At 70.7% G+C, this 23053-nt stretch carries 19 protein-coding genes and 1 pseudogene; 6 read left to right on the top strand and 14 right to left on the bottom strand.

The window, feature by feature from the left end:
* Together ABT352_RS25080 and soxR are read right to left on the bottom strand one after the other, a co-directional pair.
* Positions 1-2576: WD40/YVTN/BNR-like repeat-containing protein (locus ABT352_RS25080; protein WP_350947357.1), on the bottom strand; the 2576-nt coding region annotated here is incomplete at its 3' end.
* A gap of 323 nt (positions 2577-2899) precedes the next feature.
* The gene (soxR, locus tag ABT352_RS25075) at positions 2900-3370 is read right to left on the bottom strand and encodes a redox-sensitive transcriptional activator SoxR (RefSeq protein WP_350947356.1); all 471 of its coding nucleotides are present in this window, start codon (positions 3368-3370) and stop codon (positions 2900-2902) included.
* A gap of 50 nt (positions 3371-3420) precedes the next feature.
* Between soxR and ABT352_RS25070 the strand changes: the two genes are divergently transcribed.
* Positions 3421-3819 (top strand): PPOX class F420-dependent oxidoreductase, encoded by a 399-nt coding sequence (locus ABT352_RS25070; RefSeq protein WP_350947355.1) that lies wholly within the window; start codon positions 3421-3423, stop codon positions 3817-3819.
* Between the two features lie 39 nt (positions 3820-3858).
* On the opposite strand, the pseudogene ABT352_RS25065 reads toward ABT352_RS25070, so the two are convergent.
* Positions 3859-5096 (bottom strand): annotated as a pseudogene (locus tag ABT352_RS25065) (RNA-guided endonuclease InsQ/TnpB family protein).
* Between the two features lie 130 nt (positions 5097-5226).
* On the opposite strand from ABT352_RS25065, the gene ABT352_RS25060 reads away from it, so the two are divergent.
* Positions 5227-6066, top strand: a complete 840-nt coding sequence (locus tag ABT352_RS25060) for a patatin-like phospholipase family protein (protein WP_350947353.1) — start codon at positions 5227-5229, stop codon at positions 6064-6066.
* Positions 6067-6195: 129 nt separating this feature from the next.
* Entirely contained in the window at positions 6196-6846 is a 651-nt protein-coding gene (locus tag ABT352_RS25055) for a P-loop nucleotide/nucleoside kinase family protein (RefSeq protein WP_350947352.1), read from the top strand.
* Positions 6847-6872: 26 nt separating this feature from the next.
* Here the strand turns inward: ABT352_RS25055 and ABT352_RS25050 are convergent, their stop codons facing one another.
* Positions 6873-7652 (bottom strand): putative hydro-lyase, encoded by a 780-nt coding sequence (locus ABT352_RS25050; RefSeq protein ID WP_350947351.1) that lies wholly within the window; start codon positions 7650-7652, stop codon positions 6873-6875.
* A gap of 327 nt (positions 7653-7979) precedes the next feature.
* On the opposite strand from ABT352_RS25050, the gene ABT352_RS25045 reads away from it, so the two are divergent.
* On the top strand, positions 7980-8939 hold the full coding sequence (locus ABT352_RS25045; RefSeq protein WP_350947350.1) for a LysR family transcriptional regulator: 960 nt from the start codon (positions 7980-7982) through the stop codon (positions 8937-8939).
* Positions 8940-9145: 206 nt separating this feature from the next.
* Complete coding sequence (locus ABT352_RS25040; RefSeq protein ID WP_350947349.1) at positions 9146-10645, top strand: hypothetical protein; 1500 nt, start codon at positions 9146-9148, stop codon at positions 10643-10645.
* A 25-nt stretch (positions 10646-10670) separates the two neighbouring features.
* Here the strand turns inward: ABT352_RS25040 and ABT352_RS25035 are convergent, their stop codons facing one another.
* The 5 genes from ABT352_RS25035 to ABT352_RS25015 form a co-directional block, all read right to left on the bottom strand.
* On the bottom strand, positions 10671-11510 hold the full coding sequence (locus tag ABT352_RS25035) for a sugar phosphate isomerase/epimerase family protein (RefSeq protein WP_350947348.1): 840 nt from the start codon (positions 11508-11510) through the stop codon (positions 10671-10673).
* A gap of 191 nt (positions 11511-11701) precedes the next feature.
* A complete protein-coding gene (locus tag ABT352_RS25030; protein ID WP_350947347.1) occupies positions 11702-12910 on the bottom strand; it encodes a substrate-binding domain-containing protein in 1209 nt (402 codons plus the stop codon).
* 31 nt (positions 12911-12941) lie between these two features.
* Positions 12942-13880 carry an ABC transporter permease gene (locus ABT352_RS25025; protein WP_350947346.1) on the bottom strand — a complete coding sequence of 313 codons (939 nt, stop codon included), beginning with the start codon at positions 13878-13880 and terminating at the stop codon, positions 12942-12944.
* Complete coding sequence (locus ABT352_RS25020; protein ID WP_350947345.1) at positions 13877-14920, bottom strand: ABC transporter permease; 1044 nt, start codon at positions 14918-14920, stop codon at positions 13877-13879. The genes ABT352_RS25025 and ABT352_RS25020 overlap by 4 nt, the downstream gene beginning before the upstream one ends.
* A complete protein-coding gene (locus tag ABT352_RS25015) occupies positions 14917-16389 on the bottom strand; it encodes a sugar ABC transporter ATP-binding protein (protein WP_350947344.1) in 1473 nt (490 codons plus the stop codon). The genes ABT352_RS25020 and ABT352_RS25015 overlap by 4 nt, the downstream gene beginning before the upstream one ends.
* 286 nt (positions 16390-16675) lie before the next feature.
* On the opposite strand from ABT352_RS25015, the gene ABT352_RS25010 reads away from it, so the two are divergent.
* Positions 16676-17863, top strand: coding sequence for an ROK family protein (locus ABT352_RS25010; RefSeq protein ID WP_350947343.1), 1188 nt, complete (start codon positions 16676-16678; stop codon positions 17861-17863).
* Positions 17864-18033: 170 nt separating this feature from the next.
* Here the strand turns inward: ABT352_RS25010 and ABT352_RS25005 are convergent, their stop codons facing one another.
* From ABT352_RS25005 to ABT352_RS24985, 5 genes are all read right to left on the bottom strand, one after another.
* Positions 18034-18999: a UDP-glucuronic acid decarboxylase family protein gene (locus ABT352_RS25005; protein WP_350947342.1), complete on the bottom strand. Its 966-nt coding sequence runs from the start codon at positions 18997-18999 to the stop codon at positions 18034-18036.
* Complete coding sequence (locus ABT352_RS25000; protein WP_350947341.1) at positions 18996-20063, bottom strand: glycosyltransferase family 9 protein; 1068 nt, start codon at positions 20061-20063, stop codon at positions 18996-18998. The genes ABT352_RS25005 and ABT352_RS25000 overlap by 4 nt, the downstream gene beginning before the upstream one ends.
* Before the next feature lie 34 nt (positions 20064-20097).
* Positions 20098-21324: a glycosyltransferase family 9 protein gene (locus ABT352_RS24995; protein WP_350947340.1), complete on the bottom strand. Its 1227-nt coding sequence runs from the start codon at positions 21322-21324 to the stop codon at positions 20098-20100.
* Between the two features lie 409 nt (positions 21325-21733).
* A complete protein-coding gene (locus ABT352_RS24990; RefSeq protein ID WP_350947339.1) occupies positions 21734-22177 on the bottom strand; it encodes a cytidine/deoxycytidylate deaminase family protein in 444 nt (147 codons plus the stop codon).
* 25 nt (positions 22178-22202) lie between these two features.
* Positions 22203-22940 (bottom strand): RibD family protein, encoded by a 738-nt coding sequence (locus ABT352_RS24985; RefSeq protein ID WP_350947338.1) that lies wholly within the window; start codon positions 22938-22940, stop codon positions 22203-22205.
* Positions 22941-23053: the final 113 nt, after the last annotated feature.

Here is a 23053-nt window from a genome sequence, read left to right as displayed (position 1 = left end):
CCGGTGAGCGCGAACGACGGCGAGGTCGGCGACCCCACCTTCACGTCCGTCGCCCCCGCCTCACGGTAGACGTCGTAACCACTCACCCCGACGGCATCCGTCGAAGCCGCCCAGGTCAACGTCGCACCCGACGACGTGATCGCCGAAGCCACCGGAGTACCCGGCCTGGTCGGCGGGACGGTGTCGGGGGGCGGGACGGTCCCGTCGTTGTCGGCGTACAGGATGCCCCGGCCGTTGGTGCCCAGGTAGACGCGGCCGTAGACGCGCGGGTCGCCGGTGATCGCCTCGCCCGCGTTGCCGTACTGGTGCTTGTCGTCGTTGATCCGCACCCAGCTCGCGCCGGTGTCGTCGGAGCGGAAGACGCCGGTCACGCCGCCGATCGTGGCGAGGGTGTACAGCGCCTGGTAGCCACCGGCGGTGGCGGATTTGCCGAAGCCGATGTTGACGGCGTCGGTGACGCCGGACAACTTGGTGAACGACGCGCCGCCGTTGGTGGAGCGCCAGATGCCCGAGGCGGCGCCCGCGCTGTTCGCGGGTCCGGTCAGCCAGATGTCGCCCTCGCGGCCGGGTACGGCCTTGAACTTGACGTTGCCCTCGGCGGGCAGTCCGGTCGCGGCGGTGGCCGTGAAGGAGACGCCGCCGTTGGTGCTGGCGTAGAACTTTCCGCCGCTGAAGCCGTAGAACCTGTTGGAGTTCACCCGGTCGGACTCGACGACGGCTCCCGTCGGGAGTCCGGTGGAGGGGGTCCAGGTGTTGCCGTAGCCGACCGAGTAGTGCACGCCCACGCCCTTGGGCGCCCAGACGAACCGGGAGCCGTTCGCCGCGGCGGCGATCGTGCCGCCCTCGTTGACGCCACCGGGTTCGGTGCCCTGGAACCAGTTGGCGCCGCCGTCGGTGGAGAACGCGGCGTGACTGTCGTTCGGCCGGTCGGCGTCGGTGAAGTTGCCCGCGCGGACCATGACCGACGGGTTGGTCTCGGCGTAGTCGAGGCTGGTCGTCGAGGTGAAGACCGGCGAGGTGAACAGCATGGGCGGTACGGCGTCGAGGTTGGTGTGCCGGAAGCCGCCCAGGTCACCCAGGGCACTGACCAGCGGGGCGCCGGTCGGCGGGCTGATCAGGTCGAGGACTGCGGTCTCCTCAAGCCCCTTGACCATGGGCTTGATGGTGAACTTGCCGCCGGTGTCCCACTTCTTGAGGTCCTCGGTGCCGTAGATCGTGGCACCGGTGCCGTACATCATCCGGTTGCCGTCGAACGGGTCGATCTCCAGTGACTCCGTCATCCAGCCGAGCTTGGGTGTCGTCTCCGGCGGCTGCGGGTTGGTCCCGAAGGTCAGCCACGGCGAGGAGGAGATGTCCATCGTGTAGCGGAGGCTGCGGTCCGGGTAGGAGGTGAAGTCCCAGACGCGGGTCCAGGTCGCGCCGGAGTCGGTGGACCTGAAGAAGATCACGTCCGGCCACCAGGAGATCTGGGTCGCGACCATGATCGTGCCGGGGTTCTGCCGGTCGATCGTGAGGCCGCTGTAGCCGAAGTAGTTGTCGGACGAACTGGAGGGGATCGGGCTGATCTGGGTCCAGGCCCCGGTGGTGGTGTTGAGCTTCCACACGTCGCCCTTGGAGCCGTCGTACGGGCCGCCGGTGTCACTGGTGGCGATGTAGAGCGTGCGGCTGACGCGGTCGAACACGCCCTTGTGCGCCATGTAGCCGGTGGGCTGTCCGGCGACCCTGCTCCAGGTGGTCCCGCCGTCCGAGGAGCTGTAGACGGTGTTCGCCTTGTCCGCGACGCCCACGTAGATCTTCTGTGTCGTGTTCCCCGCGGTTCCCGAGGTCGGGTCGAAGGTCACCCAGACCACGCCGGGACGGTGGCTGAGGTAGCCGTTGGGATCGGAGGGGTCCTGGGCGTAGTTCCCCGCGTTGGGGAAGCTCGCGACCTTGGCCCAGGTCACCCCCTTGTCGGTGCTGCGCCACAGGCCGTTGCCGTCGGGCGCGCCGAGGTAGACGACGCTGTTCCTGTTGGGGTCGACGGCGAGCCGCTCCCCCATCCCCCGGCCCGGCATGTTGCCGCCGAGTTTGAAGGGCAGCGGTGTGGCCTGCCAGGTCTCGCCCTTGTCCGCGGAGCGCAGGATGGCCCCGTTGTTGGGGTCCCAGCTGTTGGTGTACATCCCGGCGGCGACGTAGACACGATTGGTCTCCACCGGGTCGGTGGCGAGGCTGACCACACCGTTGTAGCCCCACTTGTCCCAGCCCACCCAGTCGAGCAGCGGGGCCCAGCTCTTGCTCGCCTGTTCCCAGCGGTACGCGCCGCCGATGTCGGTGCGGGCGTAGATCAGATTTTTCTCGGTCTGGTTGAAGATGATCCCCGGCACGAACCCGCCGCCGTCGATCCTCACGTTCTTCCACTGGTACGTCTCCGCGGCGGCCGCGGAACCGGTCCCGGTCGCCACCGTCTTTGTCGCGGCCTTCACCGCGGTCTTCGCCGCGGTCCCCGACGCGGACGCCTGGGCGCCCCCGACGGCCGCGCCGACCGACGCGCACGCCACCGCCACGGCGGCGAGCATGCTGAACAGCCTTCTTCGCATGTACGGCTTCCCTTCGCAATGCAACGGACAAACCGCCATGCACGATCAGGTGACGGGACCCTGACCTTCGACCGCCATGATGCGCGTGCATGAACGCCCAGAGGTTCACATGCCGGACCCCGGATCGTCAATAGTTTGACTAGACAACTAACAAACCTACGGTGAATCCCCCGGGGGGGCATCGGCGCTCCCGCAGGGGCGCGCCCTGTCGCCCGTCGCCGCCGCCCATTGCCCTAGGTGCGGGATCGGTGCGAGAACGCCACACCGGAGCCGCGCGCGGGAGCGACACGGGGCATCGGCCCCGGCCCGCGGGACGGACCTCCTCACACCTCGCAGGGAGCGCAGCTCTGGCGGGGCGGGAGCATCAGGCGCGAGCCCGGTCCTCTCGCGGCGGCCACGTCGTCGGGGTTGGCGAGCGCGCAGCGGTCCAGGGAGAGGCACCCGCAGGCGATGCAGTCGGTCAGGCCGTGGCGGAGCCGTTCGAGCTGCCTGATGCGGTCGTCGAGCTCGTCCTGCCACACCGTCGAGAGCCTCGCCCAGTCCTCCCTGGTGGGGGTGCGCTCGTCGGGAAGCGCCGACAGCGCCTCCTGGATCGTCCTGAGCGGGATCCCGACGCGCTGGGAGACCCTGATGAAGGCGATCCTGCGGAGCGTGTCACGGGGGAAACGGCGCTGGTTACCCGCGGTGCGACGGCTGCGGATCAGCCCCTTGGCCTCGTAGAAGTGCAGGGCGGAGACCGCGACCCCGCTGCGCGCGGAGAGCTGGCCGACACTCATCTCCGGATTGTTGGGCATGCGCCAGTCTAACTTGACCTCAATCAACATTGAGGTTACAGAGTGAGTACATGACATTCACGGAGGCAGAGCTCGCCTATCTCGAAGGGCAGCGCCTGGGCCGACTGGCCACCACGGGCCCCGACGGTTCCCTGCAGAACAGCCCGACCGGTTTCCGCGTCGACACCGAGACCGGCGTCGTCGACATCTACGGCCGCGCGATGGGCACCACCAGGAAGTTCCACAACGTCCGGACGAATCCGCGGGTGGCCTTCGTGGTCGACGACGTCGCCTCCACCGACCCCTGGCGGGTGCGGGGCGTGGAGATCCGGGGTGAGGCCGAGGCCGTCGAGGACCACGAACCGCCCTCCCCGTACCTGAGCCGGGAGATCATCCGCATCCATCCCCGGCGGATCATCTCCTGGGGCGTCGACCCCACCCAGGAGGGCATGAGGGGCCGTGACGTCTGACTCCGCGTCCTCGGGCGCTTCTTCTGCGGGGAAGAGCCATCAGGTTTGACCTCCTCTCCTCCCTGAAGGGAGGGGATTCCCCACGGTCGCCCGTGAGGGTTCCTGCTTCACCGCCAGTCGCCCGCCAGGAGGATTCCCCTTTGAGGTCTTACACCGGCTCCACAGGCGTTTTACCTCTCCGCCAGCCCGGCGGCGAGGATGTTCTTGGCGGCGTTCACGTCCCGGTCATGGGCCGCGCCGCAGGCGCACACCCAATCGCGGACACCCAGCGGCATGGACCGCTGGAGGGCGCCGCACGCCGAACACAGCTTGGACGAGGGGAAGAACCGGTCCACGACCAGCAACTCCCGCCCATACCAGGCCGCTTTGTACTCCAGCATGGACCGCATCTGGCGCCAGGAGGCGTCGCAGACGGCGCGGGCCAGGCTGTGGTTCTTGACCATGTTGCGCACGGTGAGGTCTTCGATCACGACCGTTTGGTTCTCACGGACGAGACGAGTGGTGACCTTGTGCAGATGGTCGCGGCGACGGTCGGCGATGCGGGCGTACACGCGGGCGAGGGCGAGTTTCGCCCTGGCCCGGTTCGCCGACCCCTTCTCTTTGCGGGAGAGGTTGCGCTGAGCCTTGGCGAGCTTCTTGCGGTCGGCCCGCTCATGCTGGGGGTTGACGATCTTCTCTCCGGTCGACAGCGTCGCCAAAGCCGTGATGCCCGCGTCCATCCCGACCGAGTTGGTCGTCGGGTCAAGCGGCCGGATGGTGTCTTCGCACAGGATGGAGACGAACCAGCGGCCCGCCGCGTCCTTCGATACCGTCACCGTGGACGGCTCTGCTCCTTCGGGCAGTGGGCGCGACCACACGACGTTCAGCGGGCCGTCCAACTTCGCCAGGGTGAGCTGACCGTTCCGGTATTTGAACGCGGAGCGGGTGTACTCGGCCGACAGCCGGGACTTCTTGCGGGACTTGAAGGCCGGGTACTTCGCCCGTTTGGCGAAGAAGTTCGTGAACGCCGCCTGAAGGTGGCGCAGTGCCTGCTGAAGCGGCACCGAGGAGACCTCGTTCAAGAACGCGAGGTCGTCGGTTTTCTTCCACTGCGTGAGCGCGGCCGACGACTGCACGTAGGAGGTCTTGTGGCCTTGCAGCGTGTAGGCGCGGGTGCGTTCTTCGAGGGCTTTGTTGTAGACCAGGCGCACGCAGCCGAACGTCCGGGCAAGCTCTTCGGCCTGCTCGGGGGTCGGGTAGAAGCGGAACTTGAACGCCCGCTTCACGGTCTGCGCCATACCTCACATTCTAACGCAAGATCAGCTAACAATGGACGTGTGTTCGATTTCAGATCCGTGCCGTGCTGTGCCGCGTTTACTCTCCGGCCTGAAGGCCGGAGTATCCACGCTGGAGGTATATGAATGGCGCATGACGAGAACACTGGTGCTGGGTGGCGGGGGCGTGGCGGGCATCGCCTGGGAGGCGGGGATCGTCACCGGTCTGCGCCGGGCCGGCATCGAGCTGGGAGAGGCGGACCTGATCATCGGCACCTCCGCCGGATCGGTGGTCGGGACGCTCGTCGCCACCGAGGCCGACCTGGAGAGCGCGGTCGGCGTCCAGGCGGAAACGGGGGTCTCGAACGTCTCGACTGCCTCGAACGCCTCCGCCGTCGACATGGAGGCGGTGATGGCCGCCTTCGGCGTGCTCTACGACCCGTCCCTGGAACCCCTGGAGGCCCGGCGCCGGGTCGGCGAGATGGCCCTCGCGATGCAGGACACCGGCGCCAGGATCGAGACGATCGGCGACCGGCTGCCCGTCAAGGAGTGGCCGGAGCGCCGCCTGCTGATCACCGCCGTCGACACGGGGACCGGCGAGTTCGTGGTCTGGGAGCGCGAATCGGGGGCTCCACTGGTGGCGGCGGTCGCCTCCAGCTGCGCGGTCCCGTGCGTGTTCCCTCCGGTGGAGATCGGGGGGCGCCGCTACATGGACGGCGGGGTCCGCTCGGCGACGAACGCCGACCTGGCGGCGGGCAGCTCCGCCGTGGTCCTCCTGGAACCGCTGGCGCACGTCTCACCGAGGTCCCGCCTCGAAGCCGAACTCGCCGAACTGGGTGAGGCCACCGTCGCCCACGTCGTCCCCGACGAGGCGTCGGTCGCCGTGTTCGGCGCCAACGTCCTCGACCCGGCCCTGTGGCGCCCCGCCTTCCAGGCCGGCCTCGCCCAGGCGCCCGCCGCCCAGGAGAGCGTGGCCAGGGCCTGGAAGGACTGAGATCGTGACCGGCCGGAGGCGGACCTACGACAGGTTCTCTCGCGGGGTGCACGGGGGTACACCGAGGGCTGCGACGGAACGCGCGGCGACCCCCTCGGTGCCCCCGGCGGGATTCACCGCGGAGAGAGGGTGAGCGGGGTGGCTCCGCTGTGGGTGGTGAGCGGGCCACCGGGGGCGGGGAAGTCCACCGTGGCGGCGGCGCTGCTCGCGCTGCTCGACCCGGTTCCCGCGCTGCTCGACAAGGACACCGTCTACGGCGGTTTCGTCGCGGCCACCCTCCGCGCCCACGGACGTGACGACGGGGAGCGCGAAGGTCGCTGGTACGACCAGAACATCAAGCGTTATGAATACGAGGGGTTGACCGAGGTCGCCCGCCAGATCCGCTCCCACGGCTGTCCGGTGATGCTGGAGGGCCCCTTCACCACCCAGGTGCACGACGCGACGGTGTGGGGACGCTGGGTCGAGCGGCTGGGCGGCCCGCCCGTGCGTCTCCTCTGGATCCGTTCGGACGGCCCCGCGCTGCGGGCCCGGCTGGAGGCGAGAGGGCTCGCGAGGGACGCGGGCAAGCTCGACCGCTTCGAGGACTACCTGCGGGCGATCAGGGTGGACGAGCCGCCCGTCGTGCCCTACGACGAGATCGACAACCGTCCCGGCGCGCCCTCGCTCACGTCGCAGCTGGAAAGACTCGTCACCTCCCGGGGCGCTGAGGACACCGAGGACACCGAGGACACCGAGGACACCGAGGACACCGAGGACACCGAGGACACTGCCCGCGCCTGAACGCCCGGCGGCGCGGGGCGCGGCGTTCAGGGGACCTGGAAGCGGTCGTCCCTGGCGTCGGTGATCGCCATGTGGCCCGGGAGATGGCCGATGGCGAAGGACACCCCGCTCGCCATGACGGCCGCCTGCGGCGTAACCCCGCAGGCCCAGAAGACCGGGGTCTCCCCCGCCCGCACCTCGACGGGATCGCCGAAGTCGGGGACGCCGAGGTCGGCGATCCCGATCTCCTCGGGGGCGCCGACGTGGATCGGTGCTCCGTGCACGGCCGGATATCTCGCGGTCACCCGTACGGCGGCCGGAACCAGGGAGGCCGGGACGGGGCGCATCGAGACGACCAGCGGGCCGCCCAGCGATCCCGCGGGACGGCAGGCGATCGAGGTGAGATACATGGGCACGTTCGTCCCCGTCTCGATGTGCCGCACCGGAACCCCGGCCCTGAGCAGCGCGTCCTCGAAGGTGAAGCTGCAGCCGAGCAGGAAGGCGACCAGGTCGTTCCGCCAGAGGTCGCGCACGTCGCCGACGTCGGCCACGGCCCTGCCGTCCTGGTAGACGCGGTAGGCGGGCAGGTCGGTGCGAAGGTCGCCGCCGAACAGGACGGTGCTCACCGCACCGGGATCGCCGACGTCCAGGACCGGGCAGGCGACGGGGTTGCGCTGGGCGAACAGGAGCAGGTCGTAGGCGAGTTCGCGGGGCACGGCGAGCAGGTTGGCCTGGGTCCAGCCCCGGCACCACCCCGCGGTGGGCACTCGCAGCCCCTCCCTGAAGTGACTCCGGGCCCGCGCCGGGGTGAGCGCCGCTACGTCCATCGGCGGATCATAACCTCGGCGCCGTCCGCCGCCCAGCGTTCCCCGGCCGCGGGCGGGGATACGGATGCTGGATATCGGTGTCTGCGACAGCCGAAACTTCGGCGCAACTCCGGTCCCTGGAATCTCGGATGTCGGACACCGCTGTCAGACTCCGGCCGGCGGGGGCGGCTGTCCTCAAAGCGAGACGGCCGGAAAGAGGCTAACGGCCATCCATAAATACCCAAATTAAGGCGCCTAAAACGTTTTTGGAACGATTCGACAAAATTGAGTCATATTTCATGACAAGTTTGCATTGCAGGTATAACGCCCCGGCCTTACGTTCCCGGTATGGATCTCGAGCTCCGACACCTCAAGATCGTGCGCGCGGTGGCACAGGCCGGCAGCGTCACCAAGGCCGCCACCCACCTCGGATTGGCCCAACCCGCGCTGACGGCGCAGCTCAAACGGATAGAGCGGGTTCTCGGGGGAGCTCTTTTCGAACGCGACCACAACGGCGCCAGGCCCACGCCCCTGGGGCAGCTGGTCCTGTCACGTGCGCTGGTGCTGCTGCCCGCGGCCCGCGAGCTCCAGGAGGAGGCACTTCGATTCGCCAACGCGAACGCCGACCTTCCCAGCTACCGGCTGGGCGCAACCCACGGCCCGATACTCGGCGGCCTGGTGGACCGCCTCGCCACCGCCTGGCCGTCCACCCCGGTGAGCACCCACACCTCCTGGTCCGCGAGAGAGCTCACCGCCATGGTGATGCTGGGCCGGATCGACTTCGCGTTCATCGGCGCCTGCGGAGAGAGCCCTCCGCCGGTGGAGGGGCCGGTGGTGTGGTCGACCGTGGGGACCGACCCGGTCTTCGTGCTGCTCAACGAGGACCATCCGCTGGTGGACAGGAAGGAGGTGGAGCTCGCGGAGCTGGCCGACGAACAGTGGACGGTGACCCCGGGCGACAGCTGCTTCGGCGACTGCTTCGCCACGGCCTGCGCCCGCGCCGGCTTCACCCCCAAGACCATCTACGAGACCGACGTGGCCACCTGCATGCACCTGGCCAAGGTCGGACGCGCCGCCGCGCTGTGTCAGGCGACCTTCCAGCCCGCCGAAGGGCTGAAGCTGGTACCGCTCGCCGGGGCCCCGCTGCGCTGGCGGCAGCTGCTCGGCTGGCACCCGGAGGCCGCGAGCGCCACGGTCGCGGCGTCGATCCTCGAACACGCGAAGGCCGCGCATTCCGACGCGATCGGACGGAGCAGACGATACGCGGCGTGGCTGACCGAGAACCCCCGGCTGGGCACCTCGCCATAACGTGACGGTAGGGGGCATCTGATAGAGGCGCGCCTCAGGTGCACCCCGTTACGTTGACGGCACCCCCCGAAGGGTTCCAGAGACCAGGCCGGTCCGCCGCCCCCGCGGCCCGGCCGTCCCCGCCGCCCTTCCCCGCCACGAGCTTGTGCGAGCTCCTGGCGGGGAGGGCGGCCTCTCCACGTCCGGGCGTCGAGAACAATGGGGGGATGAGCGACCTTCTGACGCTGAGCGAGGGCGCGGTGCTGACGCACCTCGCCACCCGGGCCGAGCTGGCGAGCGGGGTGCTGCCCGCCTCCGACGACCTGCGGCTGTGGGCACGGCTGGCCGACGGTGCGGGAGTTCCCCTGGCGGGCGGCGGCCGGGTGCGGACCTCGCTCGACACCGGCGAGCCCGTCCTGACCGGACCCGACGGCTGGCTCGCCGGGGTGGAGCCGGAGCAGGTGATCGCGCTGCGGTTGCGCGGCGGCACCCTGGAACTGTCGGTCACCGAGTTGGACGACGTCCCCGCCGAACGGGTGATGCGGGTCGTCCAGGAGTTCGGCGAGCAGGCGCTCGACGCGCTGCGCGCCTTCGCGGAAGGGCTGGAGCCCAGTCCCGGCGTGCCGGTCGACGTCGTGGTCCTGGAGCTGCTGATGAAGGCCCCCGAGACCTTCGCCGACCCGCTGCCGCCGCTGTCCCCGCTGCTGCTCAACGCCTCGCTGGAGCTGCGCGAGGGCCGGGTGGGCATCGTGGGCGCCCCGTGGGACACGGCGTCGGTCGCCGACCTGGCCCCGCTGGACATCATCAGGCTCGCCCTGGTGCGCAGCGCGCTGCGCACGTACGGGGAGGGCGCCGACCTCTCCAAAGCCGTCACCTACCTGTCGCGGTCGGACGCGGTGCTCGCGAGGGTCGCCGACGAGGTGGAGCGCGAGCCGCTCGGCCCGGCACTGGTCGAGGCACTGCCCCGCACCGAGCCGGCCGCTCTGCTGCTGATCGCGAGGTCCGCCGAGGGCGAGGGCCGTTCGTTCGAGGCTGCAGGGCTGATCTCCGAGGTGCTCTCCCTCTCCCCCGATCTGGCACCGGCCGTTCGCGACGCGGCCGAGTACGCCGCGTGCCGCACCACCCCCGGGGCTCCGCTGCCCGAGCGGGCCGCGCACCTGTTCCGGCAGCTGCTCACGTACGCCTACCGCCCGGCCCGCAGGCGGCTGATCGAGGATCTGATCGCGCTGAGTGTCCGGGTGGCGGAGCCCGCCCTCGCGGACCTGGCGCTGTTCGAGAACGACGTCGTCGGCGAGTTCCTGGACGCGCGGGCCGAGTGGCTGCGCGACGACGAGGTGGAGCTGCTGGAGTCCTGGCGGCGGACGCCGCTGCGGCTGTGGGAGGTCCTCGACGTGTCCGGGGACGAGATCACCGTGGCCGCCCTCGGGGACGGGACCGGAGAGCGGGTGAGGCTGGTCGACGAGTTGCTCTCCGGGCAGGCGATACCGGGCGACCTGATGCTGACCAGGCTGCTGGACGACGGGACGGGGCCGCACGTGTTCGGTCACCCGTTCAAGGTCGATCCCGAACGCGGGGAGGAGATGCTCGCCCTGCTCTCCGACCCCGTCGACCCCTACGCGGTGGCCGCCTTCTTCAGGCGCCCCAGGCGGGCACCCGCCGCCGCCCCCGGCACGGACGCGGCCGAGGCGGCGGACTCCACGGTGACGGACGACGACACCAGCCGCTGAACGGACAAAGGGGGGCGAAAGCCCGTCAGAGGGTGCGCAGGAAGGCCAGGCCCGTGGTCGCGAGGTCGTCCTGCGTGTCGGCGAGGGGGCGCCAGATCGAGGCGGCCGTGGCGATCGTCCGGTTGTGCGCGGTGAACGACTCGATGCAGAGCGGTCCCCGGTAGTCCACGGCGCGCAGCGCGTCGGCGAGGGCGGGCCAGTCCATGTGGTCGGCCCCCGGCGCACCGCGGTCGTTCGCGCACACCTGCACGTGCGCGACGAGATCCCCGGCCAGCCGTACGGCCGCCGCCGGGTCCCGCTCCTCGATGTTCATGTGATAGACGTCCAGCGCGAGGCCGACTCCCGGGATCCCGCCGACCGCCTCGACGGCCTGCTCGACGGTGTTGACCAGGCTGGTCTCGTAGCGGTTGAGCGGTTCGACGGCGACCGTCACCCCGCGTTCCGCCGCGTACGCGCCGACCGGGGTCAGGTTCTCCCGCAGCTCGGCGTAGCAGCTCTTGCGCTCCTCCTCCGACATCCGCCAGGTCCGCCCCACCGAGGCGTAGGCGGGTCCGCCGATCACCGGGCTGCCCACCGTCACGGCGGCGTCCACGCATCGCCGCAGGTAGTCCTGGGTGTCGGCGACCGTCGCCGCGTCGGCGCCGACCAGTTCCCTGCCCGGTGGCATGACGAGGACCACCGAGGCCTTCAGCCCGAGGCTCCCCAGCAGTTCGGCCGCCCGCGCGGGATCCCAGTCTCCGGCCTGCTCCACCGGTAGCTCGATCACGTCGAACCCCCAGTCGGCCACCTTCGGCGCCAGCCGGGCGAGATCCTCGTCCGTCAGCGGCGAGACCCATACCCACGTGTTGACCCCGATGGGGAACATCGGCAACCCCTTTTCGTGCTGAACGCGTACTCGATGTCTCCGAGCCCGTCGGCGGACTCGTCTGGCGGGCCCTTCGTGAGCCTCGTGGCACCGGGCTCCGGGCACCGTCTCGCGGTGCCCGGAGCCCGGTGGATCCGCCTTGCTCACCGCCCTGGCCGGGGGGATCGCCCCGGCCCGCGGGGAGATCGGCCTTACTTACCGCCCCAGGCGGCGGGGAAGTCCGGCAGCTTCTCGCAACCGCAGAGCGCGTAGTGCAGCGGCGGCATGTTGGGCTGCAGGTAGGTGTCCAGGTTCTCGGAAGTGATCTTGGGCTGGGGCAGCTTCCAGGTCTTGGGCACCTCCTCACCCTTGAGGATCTTCAGGGCGGCGATGATCGGGGTGCGCCACTGGTAGGTGGGGTAGGTCGGTGCGACGGCCGTGAGGCCACCGCTCTTCCACTTCTGCAGGAAGTCCTGCTGGTCCTCGCCGACGATCGCCGGCACCGGGACCCCGGCGTCCTCGAACGCCTCGACGGCCGCCACGGCGGTCGCGCCCGCGTCCATCCACACCCCGTCGATCTTGCCGTGCCGCTGGATGTAGTCGCTCACGATGCTCTTGGTCTTGGCCGCGTCGCCGTCGGTGAACTCCACCCCGACCACGTCGAGCCGGCTCTGGTCGAAGGTGACCTTCGCCGCCGACCAGCGGGTCTCCAGCACGTCGACGCCCGGCAGGATCCGCAGCGCGAGGACCTTGCCCCCGGCCGGCACCTTCTCCACCAGGAACTCGGCGCCGTCGGCGCCGAAGGCGTAACCGCCGATGGGGTTGATGAACGTCACCGGGCAGTCGGTCTCCACGCCTCGGTCGAAGACGATCACCGGGACCTTGGGGCAGGCGCCCGTCACCGCGGGGGTGAGCGTCGCGGTGGTGTTGGGCGAGACGATCAGAGCGTCACAGCCCTTGCCGACCAGCTCGGCGATGTCGGAGATCTGCTTGTCGTCCTTGCCCTCCGCGTCGAGGGCGGTGAACTTCTTGATCTCCTTGTGCAGCGCCACCTCGGCCTGCATGGTCTTCCAGCCCACCTGCCGCCACGGGTTGTTCACCGCCGCGTTGGAGAAGCACAGGTTGTAGGGACCGTCCTTCTTGTACTTGGCCGTGTCCACCATCTCCGGGGCGATGGCCTGCTCCCACGGCTTGTCCGCGGGCCCCTCCGCGCTCTGGGCCCGCATGGCGAGCTGGGCGTCGTAGTCGGCCTGGACGAAGAACTTCGACTGCTCTCCGGTGTTGGAGGACGCGGCGGTGGAAGGGGCGGCCGCCGAGCTCTCCGGCGCCGCGCTTGAGGTCACCGGCTTGTCACTGGCGCATCCCGCGGCGAGCAACATCGCGGAGACACCCGCGACGAGCACCGTGATCGATCTGTTCAAAGAAGGCTCTCCTTGTTTCTCTGGGGGGCGTTCAGACGCGTAGGGCGCGCCTGAACGGAAGCCGTACGGAACTCGCCGCGACGGCGGCGATGATGATCACGCCCTGGACCGCGAACTCCAGGGCCCCCGAGATCCCGTACAGGTTGAGCAGGGTGAACAGCGCTTCGAGGGTGAAGGCCCCGGCCATCGCGGCGACCACGGAGCCGCGCCCGCCACCGAGCGCGACGCCACCGAGGACGACGGCCGTGATGGCCTGGAACTCCAGGCCCTGCCCGACCTGGGCCGAGACGCCCGCGAAGCCGCCGAGCAGGATGCCCGCGACGGCCGCGGCCAGGCCGGAGATGACGAAGGCGGCGATCCTGGTCCGGTCGACCCTCACCCCGGACAGTCCCGCCGCGCGTTCGTTGTCGCCGGTGGCGATGAGCCGCTTGCCGAAGTCGGAGCGCATGAGGAGGATCGCCGCGGCGCCCGCGACGAGAAGAATGAGCACCGACCAGGGCACCGGGCCGAGGTCCCTGCGACCGAACATCCGGAACGTCTCCGACAGCGCGCCGCGCGGGGCGCCACCGGTCCACAGGAACACCGCGCCGGACAGCACGAGCATCATGCCGAGCGTGGTGATGAACGACGGCACCCTCAGCTTGGTGGTGATGGCCCCGTTGGCGAGCCCGACCAGCAGCCCGATCACGATCAGCAGGGCCAGCACCGGCCAGGTCGCCTGCTCCTGCCCGTCGATCAGCCGGGCGGCCACCACGACCTGCACGGTGACGAGCGACCCCACCGACAGGTCGAACTCCCCCGAGACGATCACGAAGTACTGCCCGGCGGCCAGGATGACCAGCGGTGCGGCTCTCTTGAGAAAGGCGAGGAACCCGGCGGATTCCAGGAAGAACGGGTTCACCAGCGCGATCAGCACCAGCAGCACCGCCAGCACGGCGAGGATCGGCCCCATGGACCTGAGGGCTCTCATCGGGATCGCCTCCTCGCGCCGCGGCGGGCGTAGACGGCCACGGCGATGACGATCACCAGGCCGCGGACCACGTCCTTGAAGAACGCGTTGACCTCCAGCTGGTTGAAGACGCTGTCGAGCACGGCGAGCAGCAACACCCCGCCGACCGTCCCGGCGACCCCGCCCCTGCCTCCGGCCAGGGCCGTACCGCCGAGGACCACCGCGGCGATCGACTCCAGGTCGTAGCCGCCGTCGGTGCCGACCGTGGGCGCGCCCGCGCCGAGCCTGCTCGCCAGCAGCAGCCCGGCGACGCCCGCGCAGACCGAGCACAGGATGTGCGCGGCGACGACGATCCTGCCGGTCCGTACGCCGGACAGCCTGGCCACCTCCTCGTCACCGCCGACCGCGTAGATCCGGTACCCGAGCCTGGTGCGGCGCAGCAGGAACCAGGCGGCGAGCGCGACGGCGGCCCACAGCAGCGCGGAGACGGGGACCGGTCCGATCCTGTCGTAGCCGAGCCGCTGGAAGGATTCGGGCACGCTGCCCGCGGGACCGTCGTAGAGGTGGTCCACGATCCCCTTGACGATGAGGGCCGTGCCGAGGGTCGCGATGAAGGCGTGGACGTGCAGCCGGGTGATGACCAGGCCGTTGACCAGCCCGATCAGCGCGCTCACCGCGAGCACCGCCGCGACGCCGGGGACGATCCCGCCGTCCTGCCCGGCCATGATCTCGGCCGCGACGAGGGAGGTGAGGCTGATCAGGTACGCCACCGACAGGTCCAGCGACCCGACCAGGATCGCCAGCGTCTGACCGACGGCGACGATGCCCAGCGCGGCCGAGCGCTGCTGGATGCCGACGATGGTCTCCAGCGTGAGGAAGTCGCCCCCGTCGAGGGCGACCAGCACCCATCCGACGAGCATGACCCCGGCCAGGGCGAGGTAGATGACCTGGGTCGAGCCGATGCGGCCCGCCAGGGCGCGCCTTCTCTCCCCTTCCGGCGGGACGGGGGCGGCGGGCGCGGCGGTGCCGGTGGCCGCCGCGGGCCTGCCCTGGCCGGTCACGACGTCACCTCACCGGCGGCCAGGCGCATCACGGCCTCCTCCGAGGATCCGGCGGGCAGCGCACCGGCGATGCGGCCGTCGCGCATCACGACGACGCGGTCGCTCATGCCGATCAGCTCGGGAAGCTCGGACGAGATCATCATGATCGCCATTCCGTCCTCGGCCAGGCCGCGCATCAGGTCGTGGATGGCGGCCTTGGCACCCACGTCGACCCCGCGCGTGGGCTCGTCGAAGATCAGGACCTTCGGCGCCACGGTCATCCACTTGGCCAGCACGACCTTCTGCTGGTTGCCGCCGGACAGGTAGCGGACCTCCTGCTCGGGGCGGGGCGGGTGGAGCCGTACCGCCTCCAGGAGTTCGAGGACACCGGTCCCGCCGGTCCCGCCGATCCTGCCGCCGTTGCCGATCCTGCGCACCGAGCGGGAGACCAGCAGGGCGTTGTCCCGTACGGACTGGCGCAGCGCGAGCCCTTCGGCCTTGCGGTCCTCGTTCACCAGGCCGATCCCGGCGGCCACGGCCTGCCGCACCGACGCCGGCCGCAGCGGGCTCATCGTGCCGCGCGTGAACGGCTCGGCGCCGAACAGGGCCTTGGCCAGCTCGGTGCGGCCCGACCCCTGCAGGCCGGCCACGCCGAGGATCTCGCGTTCGCGCAGTTCGAGGTCGATTCCGTCGAGCACGGCGTTGCCTCCGCCGCGCACGCTGAGCCGCACCTCTCCCGGATCCGTGCCCCGGTCGGGGAAGTAGGTGCCGAGGTCGCGGCCGACCATCAGCCGGACCAGCTCGTCGGAGGTGATCTCGGCGGTGTCCGCGGTCCTGACCAGCGTGCCGTCCTTCAGCACCGTCACCCGGTCGGCCAGGTCGAAGACCTCTCGCAGCCGGTGGGAGATGTAGAGGACGGCGATCTTCCGCTCCCGCAGGCGAGCCACCAGCCGGTAGAGCAGCTCCACCTCGTGATCCGCGAGTGCCGCCGTGGGCTCGTCCATCACGATGATCCGGGCGTCCTGGGAGAGCGCCTTGACGATCTCCACGACCTGCTGCTGGGCGATGGAGAGGTGACGGACCAGGTCACGGGGGGTGAAGGAGGTCTCACCGAGTTCCTGGAGCAGCCGGGCGGTGGCTGTCTCCATCGCCTCCCTGTCGACCAGCCCCCGCCGGACGGGCTCGCGGCCCAGGAAGACGTTCTCGGCGACGCTGCGCTCGGGCAGCAGGTTGAACTCCTGGTAGATGATCGCCACCCCGGCGCGCTGTGCCTCGACCGGGTGGGCGAAGGAGACCTCGGTGCCGTCGATCTCGACGCTGCCCTCGTCAGGGGCGTGCACCCCGGCGAGAACCTTCATCAGCGTGGACTTTCCCGCGCCGTTCTCTCCGACGACCGCGTGCACCTCTCCGGCGGCGACCTCCAGATCGACCCCGCTCAGTACGCGGACTCCGAGAAAACTCTTGGCGATGCCACGCATTCTCAGGATCATGAGGCTACCGTCCCCGCGCGAGATACGGCGGCGGGAAAACGCGTCTTAGGTGCCAGGGACACCTGGGATATCAGGGATAGGGCTAACACATCCGAAAATCCGGTCCCGACGTCACCGGATGGTAATCGATTCGTCGGTAACCGGCCGATTTCCTTCATGTGTCCGGATGCTAAAGCGCTCTTATGGCGATGGTCAAGCAAAAGGATGTCACCATTTGGCATAATGAGGCAGGCCGAGCGCCTAAGTCGCTTTGACGCAGCGGAAACAAGGGGTGTTGACTGTGTGCATGTTCAGCGAAGCGAACGGTTCGATCGCCGGTGCGGGGGCGCTTCTCAACATCCTGCGCGACGGTCAGGCCAGAACGAGGGCCGAACTGGTCCAGCTCACCGGGCTGGCCAGGTCCACCCTGGCCCAGCGTCTCGACGCGTTGCTGAGCCAGCAGTGGATCATCCCGACCGAGGAGGCCATCTCCTCGGGGGGCCGCCCCGCCATCGCCTTCACGTTCAACCGCACCGCCCGCGTCGTCCTCTCCGCCGACCTCGGCGCCACCCACGCCCGGGTGGCGGTCACCGACCTCGGCACCACGGTCCTCGCCGAGCGCGCGGCCGAGGTGCCGATAGACCGCGGCCCCGAGGAGACACTCGGCTGGCTCCAGCGCACCTTCGAGGAGATGCTCGCCGAGATCGGCCACCGCCCGGAGGAGATCTGCGGCATCGGCGTCGGCCTCCCCGGCCCGGTCGAGCACAGCTCGGGACGCCCGGTCAATCCGCCGATAATGCCCGGATGGGATGGTTTCCCCGTTCCCGAGTGGCTCGGCTCGCGCCTCGGCGCCCCCGTCCTCGTCGACAACGACGTGAACATCATGGCGCTGGGCGAGCACTGGGCCGCCCGCCCCAGCGCCGACCACCTCATCTTCGTCAAGATCGGCACCGGCATCGGCTGCGGCATCATCAGCGACCGCCGCCTGCACCGGGGCGCCCAGGGCGCGGCCGGCGACATCGGTCACATCCGGGTGGCCTCGGCCCTGGACACCGTCTGCCGCTGCGGCAACATCGGCTGCCTGGAAGCCGTCGCCAGCGGCGCCGCCATGGCCGCCAAGCTGTCCGCGGACGGGGTGGAGGCCGACGACAGCCGCGACGTGGTCCGCCTCGTACGCGCGGGCAACACCGACGCCGTGCAGCTCATCCGGCAGGCGGGCCGCGAGGTCGGCGACGTGCTCGCCTCGATCGTCAACTTCTTCAACCCCTCGGTGATCGTGGTCGGCGGCGACATCTCCGAGGCCGGTGAGCAGGTGCTCGCCGGGCTCCGCGAGGTCATCTACAGCCGGTCGCTGCCCCTCGCCACCCAGCACCTGACGATCACCGCCAGCGAGCTGGGCGACCGCGCGGGGGTGATCGGCGCCGCCGTCATGGTCATCGAGCACGTGCTCGCCCCCGGCAGCGTCGACCGCTCCGTCGCCCTCCCCGCCGTCTGACCGATCCTCGGTGCGGCCTTCGCGATCCACCCCGCCCATCCCGCTTCCCGGCGGGTAGAGGGCCGCGATTCCCCGGCGGGCAGAGGGTCGCGATCCACCCCGCCTGCCCCGCTTCCCGGCGGGTAGGGGGCTTTCCCGATCCGCCCCGGCTCCGGCGGAAAGGCGGGCTCTCAGCGGGGGATCAGCTCCTGCGACGCGCTGAGTTCCCGCGCGAACCAGGCGATGGTACGGCGCAGTCCCTCGATGACGTCGATTTTCGGCCGCCACCCCAGCGCGGAGACGGCGAGGGAGATGTCGGGACGGCGGATCTGCGGATCGTCGTCGGGGCGGCCGACGAAGCGGATCGGTGACTCCGAGCCGGTCAGGTGACGGACCGTCTCGGCGAGGGCCAGCACGCTCAGCTCGGTGGGATTGCCGATGTTGACCGGCCCGGTCATCTCGCCGCGGGCCAGAGCCAGGATCCCCTCCACGGTGTCGTCGACGTAGCACACCGACCGGGTCTGCCCCCCGTCGCCGGCCACCGTGATCGGCTCACCGCGCAACGCCTGGCGCACGAAGGTGGGAATGGCCCGGCCGTCATAGGGGCGCATCCTCGGCCCGTAGGTGTTGAAGATCCGTACGATCGCGGTGTCGGTGCCGTGACAGGTCCGGTACGCGGTGGTCAGCGCCTCGGCGAACCGCTTGGCCTCGTCGTAGACGCTGCGCGGTCCCACCGGGTTGACGTTGCCCCAGTAGGTCTCGCGCTGCGGATGCTCCAGCGGATCTCCGTAGACCTCGCTGGTGGAGGCGAGCACGAGCCGGGCGCCCTTGTTCCTGGCCAGTCCCAGCGCGTGCAGCGTGCCCAGGCTGCCCGCCTTCAACGTCTCGATCGGATGGCGCAGATAGTCCACCGGCGAGGCCGCCGAGGCGAGGTGCAACACCAGGTCCACCTCCCCGGGCACCCGCAGGAAACCCGTGACGTCGCACTCCACCAGCCGGAAGGCGGGCAACCCGACCAGGTGCCCGACGTTGGCCGGCGAACCGGTGAGGAAGTTGTCCAGGCAGACCACCTCCGCCCCCTCGCCCAGCAGCCGCTCACACAGGTGTGACCCGACGAATCCCGCGCCACCGGTCACCACCACCCGCCGCCCGTTCACCGCACCCCCACCTCCATCAGGCGCGCGGCGGCGTCGAGGACGTCCCAGACCCCGATCTCCAGCAGTCCCGGATCGGGCCGGTACCCGTAGGGATCGCCGAGACCTCCCGCCCACAGGACGGTGTGCGGTCCCGCCGGCGGCGGTCCCCACAGCGCGGGCGAGACGGGGCCGAACAGCGTCACGGAGGGGGTGAGGAAGGCGGCCGCCAGGTGAGCCACGCCGGTGTCGCCGCAGATCACCAGCCGCGCCCTCGCCACCAGCCCGGCCAGTTCGAGCAACCCGGTGCGCCCGGCGAGCACGGACGTGGACGGCAGCCCCGCGAGCAGGGCCACCCGTTCGGCGAGGTCCCTTTCCCGTTCGCTCCCCGTGACCACGACCTGGTGCCCGTTGTCCCGCAGTTCCGCGGCCACGAGCGCGAACCGCTCCGGCGGCCAGCGCCTGGCCGGGTACGCGGCTCCCGGGTGGATGACGACCGGCCGCGAGCCCTCGTCGGCGAGGAGAGGGCGCTCCAGCTCCAGATCGGCGGGATCGGCCTCGATGCCGTACCAGCCGAGCAGGTCGCACCAGCGCCGCACCTCGTGCACGCCGTCGGGCCAGTCCGGTCCGTACGCGTCGGGGAAGGCGGGATGCCGGTAGGTCAGCAGTCGCGCCGGGCCGGTGCGGTGCAGCGCGGCGATGCCTCGCCGGCCACCGCCGTACAGGTTGACGGCGACGTCGACGCGCCGCCCGAGGCGCGGCACGTGACCGGGGCCCGACACGTCGCACACCTCGTCCACCCCGCCGATCAACGGCACCAGGGGCGCCAGCGCGGCGGGCGCGGCCAGCACGATCCGGTGGCCGGGGTGGGATCGCCGCAGAGCCCGCAGGGCGGGGACGACGGTGAGCAGGTCACCCAGTCCCAGCCCGCGCAGCACGATCATGACCGGCCGGTCGTCCTCCGGGGCGACGTTCCGCCTCGCGGTGTCACCGCCGGTCTCGCTGCCGGTCTCGCTGCCGGGCTCCCTGTCGGTCTCGCTGCCGGCATCAGAGGGACGCGCATGGTCCGGTACCGGGGGGAATCTCATATGACGACCTCTTTCGCGAACGTCGGGGCGATCCTCATGTGACGACCTCTTTCACAAACGTCAGGTGTTCGACCGCCTCGACGACCCGCGCGCTCGGCACCGACGCCGGACACGGGTGACCGGCGACCGGACGGGCTGCGGCCCACGTCGTCTCGCGGGGCGTCCACCGGTCTCCGAGGAGCACGGCCGGCACCCCGTACGGCGCCCGGCGCCCGGCGGAGGCGAACAGGCCGACGACCGGTGTGCCGACCGCCGCCGCGAGGTGGGCGGGTCCCTCGTCGGCGACGACCACCGCGCACGCTCCTTCGAGCACCGCGGCGAACTCGGGGTAGGTCGTCCTGCCGCCCAGGTCGACGACGGACCTGCCCGGGTGGCCGCCGGGCCGCCCGTCACGCGGACCCGGGTGTCCGTTCGGACCCCGGCCACCCGTCGCGGCCGACCCACCGTCGACCCAGCCCGCCGTGAAGGCGGGCTCGTCCACCTCCCAGCCGCGCAGGCGGGTGGGGCCTTCGCTCATCCAGTCGCCCGCGAAGAGGGGCCCCGGCGACAGGCCGTGCTGCCCGGCGCCGGAGGCGATCCGCGCGGTGAGTCCCCGCTCGTCCCGGTCGCCGGTCACGACGACCCTGCGACCCGAGCGGACCAGGTCGTGGACCACGCGCGCCCAGTTCTCCTCCGGCCACGCCCTGGCGGGTGCCGAGACGCCGGGGTGCAGGACCACGTAGCCCGGCGCCCCGGTGAGGTGGCCGACATCGGGCAGCGGGTGCCGTACGGCGAGACCGCCCGCGTCTCCCGCCGGGAGCTCGAATCCCGTCGCCGCGGCCAGCCCGAGCATTCGCTCGGGCTCCGGCGTGTCCGCCTCCTCGTCGACGACGTGCCACACGTCGAGCAGCGAGCCCGGATGGTCGGTGGAGATCGCGGCGATCCTCGGCGTGTCCGCCAGCCTGAGCAGCAGGGCCAGCGGCAGCGGAGACCGGTGGTGCGAGGTGAGGATGAGCGCCTGGTCGGGGGCCACGTCACGGACGACGCGCAGCAACCTCAGGACGTGCGTGCCGGTCACGGGCGGCGCGGCGGGATCGATCCACGGCGTACGCCACTCCACCACTCTCGACACCCCGGGCAGCAGTTCGGCGGCGGCCCGGCCGTACGGCCCGGTCAGCAGCACGACCTCCCGCGCGCTCGCGGCCACCGCGCGGATCGCGGGTCCCGCCAGCAGGACATCGCCCGCCTTGTCCAGGCGGGCGACGAGAACGGTGCCGGTCACCGTCGCTCCCCCGGTCGCGTCACGACGTGGGTGATCTCCCCATTGACCAACAAAACAGCCAATGAGTCACGAAATGTCGCATTTTTACCGAGAAATCCCATGGCGCTCGGCCTCTCGTTCGATATCTACTGACTACCGAGAGGAGCGACTACACAAACCGAAAAATCGTACATAAGCGCAGTTAAGAGGATTATGCAATTACTTTTATCACTATAAGTAATCACTGCCGCGATTACCCGGCCCATCGGCCGGGTAACGAAGCACCGCGAGCCCGGACGACCCGGACGACCCGGACGACCCGGACGACCCGGACGACCCGGACGACCCGAACGACCCGGACGACCCGGGGGCAGGCACGGGAGGCGGCGGGCGAGGAGCCGATCGGCCGGAGAGCCGGGCGAAGAGCCCCTCAGCCGGGAACGAGGTGGGCGTTGGGCTCGCGGGCCCGGTCCGCCAGCTCGGGAATCTCCAGCACGGTCACCCCGGCCGCCGCGAGTTCCTCGGCCCCGTGGCAGTCGACGAAGACCAGCGGCTCGCGCCACGCCATCACCACGCGCCGCACGCCACTGTCCAGGATGAGCCGGGTGCAGGTCCTGGGACGCGAGGCTCGCGCGCTGCACGGCTCCAGACTGCTGTAGACCGTGGCGCCGGCCAGCCGGGGATCGTCCGGGGAGATCTTGGCCAGCGCCGACTCCTCCGCGTGGACGTGCGGATCGTTCTCCCGCGAGTAGCCCCGGGAGATCTCCTCACCGTCGGCGGAGACGACCACGGCGCCGACCGAGAAGGCCGTCTCCGAGGGCGGGCACGACCGCGCCAGGTCGCACGCCAGCTCCAGCCATTCGCGGTCGCTCATCTCGGCCTCCCCCGTGGACGGCGTCTCAGGTCAGCAGGTAGCGCAGGAGGGTGACGTCGCCCATCTTGCGGACCTCCGCCAGGTCCATTCTGCGATCGCGGTCACGGGGGAACTCCCCGACCCCGACGAAACGCGGGGCCGCCGGATCGCCGACGAAGAACGGGGCGACGACGAGGTGGAGTTCGTCCACGAGATCCTCCCGCAGGAAGCGGGTGTGCACGGAGGTACCGCCCTCGACCATCAGGCGGCGCACCCCCCGCCCGTACAGGTCACCCAGGACACGGCCCAGGTCGACCGTGCCGCCCGTGCCGCCCGTGCCGATCGCGCCGACTGTGCCGTCCGTGCCGCCGTCGGCACCCGGGGCACCGGCGTCGACCACCTCGGCGGCCCCGCCGAGACGCCCGTCGAGCTTCGCCACCGCCGCTGGCGCGGCGTACACGATCTTCTCCGCGTCACCGGCCGTGAAGAAGGCGGCGCCCGGGTCGAGGTCCCCGGTGGCGGTGAGCGTCACCTTCGCGGGAGACGGCGGCAGGCCGCGCGCGACCCGCTCCAGCGCGCGCTCCCGCGATCTGACGAGGAGTCGCGGATCGTCGCGGCGGACGGTGCCGGCTCCGACCAGGATCGCGTCGCAGGTGGCGCGGACCGCGTCGACCCGGTCGAAGTCCTCGTCGTTGGAGAGCAGGAGCCGCCGCGGCGTCTCGTCGTCGATGTATCCGTCGACGGACATCGCGCAGCTCAGCAGCACGTAGGGGCGCTCGCCCACCCTCCACCTCCCCGCCTCGGCACCGGCCGATCGTAACAACCTCGCCGTACCCGCTCGCGGCGACGTCCGCCTCCGCGCGTCCTGCCCGGCCACTTCCCGCCGGTCGCGTACCG

This window comes from Streptosporangium sp. NPDC000563 (genome assembly GCF_040299985.1).
In the GTDB taxonomy this organism is placed as follows: domain Bacteria; phylum Actinomycetota; class Actinomycetes; order Streptosporangiales; family Streptosporangiaceae; genus Streptosporangium.
This window is presented reverse-complemented; position numbering and strand designations above follow the sequence as displayed.

Coding starts and splice junctions, on each gene's coding strand:
- soxR (WP_350947356.1), bottom strand. CDS start 3,370: ATGCCCAACAATCCGGAGATGAGTGTCGGCCAGCTCTCCGCGCGCAGC.
- ABT352_RS24990 (WP_350947339.1), bottom strand. CDS start 22,177: ATGAGCGACCGCGAATGGCTGGAGCTGGCGTGCGACCTGGCGCGGTCG.
- ABT352_RS25025 (WP_350947346.1), bottom strand. CDS start 13,880: ATGAGAGCCCTCAGGTCCATGGGGCCGATCCTCGCCGTGCTGGCGGTG.
- ABT352_RS25015 (WP_350947344.1), bottom strand. CDS start 16,389: ATGATCCTGAGAATGCGTGGCATCGCCAAGAGTTTTCTCGGAGTCCGC.
- ABT352_RS25045 (WP_350947350.1), top strand. CDS start 7,980: ATGGATCTCGAGCTCCGACACCTCAAGATCGTGCGCGCGGTGGCACAG.
- ABT352_RS25010 (WP_350947343.1), top strand. CDS start 16,676: ATGTTCAGCGAAGCGAACGGTTCGATCGCCGGTGCGGGGGCGCTTCTC.
- ABT352_RS25070 (WP_350947355.1), top strand. CDS start 3,421: ATGACATTCACGGAGGCAGAGCTCGCCTATCTCGAAGGGCAGCGCCTG.
- ABT352_RS25060 (WP_350947353.1), top strand. CDS start 5,227: ATGACGAGAACACTGGTGCTGGGTGGCGGGGGCGTGGCGGGCATCGCC.
- ABT352_RS25000 (WP_350947341.1), bottom strand. CDS start 20,063: ATGAGATTCCCCCCGGTACCGGACCATGCGCGTCCCTCTGATGCCGGC.
- ABT352_RS25050 (WP_350947351.1), bottom strand. CDS start 7,652: ATGGACGTAGCGGCGCTCACCCCGGCGCGGGCCCGGAGTCACTTCAGG.
- ABT352_RS25035 (WP_350947348.1), bottom strand. CDS start 11,510: ATGTTCCCCATCGGGGTCAACACGTGGGTATGGGTCTCGCCGCTGACG.
- ABT352_RS25040 (WP_350947349.1), top strand. CDS start 9,146: ATGAGCGACCTTCTGACGCTGAGCGAGGGCGCGGTGCTGACGCACCTC.